This is a genomic window from Mesorhizobium sp. M1A.F.Ca.IN.020.06.1.1, from assembly GCF_004023265.1.
GTDB lineage: Bacteria > Pseudomonadota > Alphaproteobacteria > Rhizobiales > Rhizobiaceae > Mesorhizobium.
On record NZ_RZSR01000771.1, the window covers coordinates 1 to 2,930 of the forward strand.

2 protein-coding genes and 1 pseudogene are annotated in these 2,930 nt (G+C 65.1%); all 3 read right to left on the bottom strand.

The window, feature by feature from the left end:
- Window positions 1-51: 51 nt before the first annotated feature.
- Complete coding sequence (gene recN, locus EOA60_RS26650; RefSeq protein WP_095802423.1) at window positions 52-1,725, bottom strand: DNA repair protein RecN; 1,674 nt, start codon at window positions 1,723-1,725, stop codon at window positions 52-54.
- 8 nt (window positions 1,726-1,733) lie between these two features.
- Window positions 1,734-2,603, bottom strand: a complete 870-nt coding sequence (locus tag EOA60_RS26655) for an outer membrane protein assembly factor BamD (RefSeq protein WP_066990991.1) — start codon at window positions 2,601-2,603, stop codon at window positions 1,734-1,736.
- A gap of 201 nt (window positions 2,604-2,804) precedes the next feature.
- Window positions 2,805-2,930: pseudogene (locus EOA60_RS39255) on the bottom strand (UDP-3-O-acyl-N-acetylglucosamine deacetylase); the annotation flags it as partial.

The window sequence follows — 2,930 nt, forward strand, 5'->3', positions numbered from 1 at the left end:
GCAGGATGCAGCCACCTGCTGACTCGGCATTCCAGCCGGGGATCAAGAAGCCTAGGCTGCCGCCGTGTTCTCGCGCAGCAACCGCTCAGCGGCGGCGCGCGCTTCATCGGTGATGGTGGCGCCGGCCAGCATGCGCGCGATCTCTTCCTGGCGCGCCGCGCGATCCATTTCGGCAACGCCGGTTGCGACACGGTCCTTGCCGCCGGACTTCGAGATTAGAAAATGCGTCGCGGCGCGCGCCGCCACTTGCGGCGCATGCGTGACCGAAAGCACCTGCACCCGCTTCGACAGCCTCGCCAGCCGCTGACCGATGGCGTCGGCCACGGCGCCGCCGACGCCGGTGTCGATCTCGTCGAAGACCAGGGTCGGCGCCGAGCCGCGGTCGGCAAGCGCCACCTTCAGGGCCAGAAGGAAGCGCGACAGCTCGCCGCCGGACGCAACCTTCATCATCGGCCCGGGCCGTGTGCCCGGATTGGTGCGCACCCAGAACTCGACCTGGTCGATGCCTTCTTCCATGCGGCCATCGGCATCGCTCACCATCTCGACGATGAACTCCGCCCGCTCGAGCTTGAGGGCCGGCAGTTCGGCCATCACCGCCTTGGTGAGGCCCGCCGCCGCCGCATGGCGCAGCGAAGAGAGCTGCGCCGCGGCTATGTCGTAAGCTTCGCGCGCGGCGGCTGCTTGTTTCTGCAGCCCGTGCAGGCGTTCCTCGCCCGCATCGAGATCGGCAAGGTCGGCCGCCATCGTGTCGCGCAGCTGCGCCAGATCGTCGACCGCGACATTGTGCTTGCGTGAGGCCGCGCGCAGCGAGAACAGCCGCTCTTCGGCCTTTTCCAGGCGCTGCGGATCGTATTCGGTGGCGCGTAGTGCTGTCTGGACGCCGGACTGCGCCGCGTCGAGCGAGATCATTGCCTCGTCCAGCGACTTGACCACATCGTCGAGCAGGCCCGGCACCTCACCCGATTTGCGCTGCAGCCGCCTGAGCAGGCTGGCGAGCTGCGGCAGGGGCGAAGACGGCCCCGACAGCACATCCTGCGCATCGTGAATCTCGGACGCGATCTTTTCGGCGCGCATCATCTGGGCGCGTAATTCGGCAAGCTCGGTCTCTTCGCCCGGCTGCGGATCGAGCTTCGCCAACTCGGCGACCGAGGCCCTGAGATAATCGGCCTCGCGCGCCGCCGCCTCGACCTTGGCGCGGTGCCGCGAAAGCTCCTGTTCGCAGTTCCGCCAATAGCGCCAGGCTTCGCCCGTCCCGCGCACGGCGCCGAGATGGCCGCCGAAACTATCCAGCAATTCGCGGTGGGCGCCGGGATCGACGAGCGCCCGCTCGTCATGCTGGCCGTGTATCTCGACCAGCGCGCGGCCGACGTCGCGCATCAGGGTCACGCTGGACGGCTGATCATTGACGAAAACGCGGGTGCGGCCGTCGGCGGTCTGCACGCGGCGCAGGATGATGTCGCCATCATCCTCGATGTCGTTGTCGGCAAGCAGCGCGCGCGCCGGGTGGTTGCGCGGCACGTCGAACACGGCGATGACCTGGCCCTGCGCCGCGCCATGGCGGACGAGCGAAGCGTCGCCGCGCGCGCCAAGCGCCAGCGACAGCGCATCGAGCAGGATGGATTTGCCGGCGCCGGTCTCGCCGGTCAGCACCGAAAGCCCAGGCAAGAAGTCGATGTCCAGCTTCTCGATCAGGACGATATCGCGGATCGACAGTCTGGACAGCATCAGAAGTGTCAGGCGCCGGTGATCAGCTTCCCGGCCTTGGAGATCCACGACCCGGCATTCTCGCGCGGTTCAAGCCCGTTGCTCTGCAGGAGCTTGTAGGAATCCTTGTACCACTGGCTGTCCGGATAGTTGTGGCCGAGCACCGCTGCGGCTGTCTGCGCTTCCGAAGTCAGGCCCATCGCGTAGTAGGCTTCGGTCAGTCGCGCGAGCGCCTCCTCGACATGGCGCGTGTTGGAGTAGTTCTCGACCACGGTGCGGAAGCGCTTGACGGCGGCGATATATTCGCGGCGTTCCAGATAGTAGCGGCCGATCTGCATCTCTTTGCCGGCGAGCTGGTCGGTGGCAAAGCGGATCTTGTCCTTGGCGTCGTCGACATACTCGGAATTCGGCCAGCGGGTCACCAGATCCTGCATGGTCTGCACCGTCTGGCGCGCTTCCTTCTGGTCCTGGGTGACGTCCTTGATCTGCCGGTAGTAGCTCAAGCCGATGATGTACTGCGCATAGGCGGCATCGTCGGTTGACGGATAGAGCGTCAGGTAACGTTTGGCGGAACCGATCGCCTCGTCATAGTTGCCGGCGCGATAATCGGCGAAGGCGCCCATCACCATCGATTTGCGGGCGAATTCCGAGTAGGGATGCTGGCGGTCGACGGCGTCGAACTTCTTGCTCGCCTCATCGAGGCGGCCGGCATTCAGATTGGCGAGGCCCTGGTTGTAGAGAACGTCTGCGGGTTCGGTGTGGTCGACATAGGTCGCCAGATTGACGTCCTTTTCGGAGGACATGCAGGCCGACAGCATGAGCGACGGGGCGACCAACGAAAACGCCAGGAAAACAGCCCGATACGGCGCCTTCGATTGACCAACTCGCGAAAAAAACATGTTTGGATTCCGCCCTTTCGGCGTCGTTTCGGTCCCGGCCGCAGCCATAAACCATTATCCCCTTGCCCGGCAACGCTATGTCCGGCCAATCGCACATTTTTGTGGCGGTTTGGGACCGTCCCCAAAGCCGCTCGATTTCACGGGTTTGTGATGCATTTGCGCAACACCGGCTTCGCTACAAAGCCAGAAAATCGTTAAAAATCAGATGACCCAGGGCGCGTAGACCGGTCCGCTAACGGCGATCATTTCGGCGACCCGGCCGCGCTCGCGGCGCCGCGTCTCGACGATCTCGAAGGCCGTACGGTCCGAAAGCAGGCGGCGCAGCGC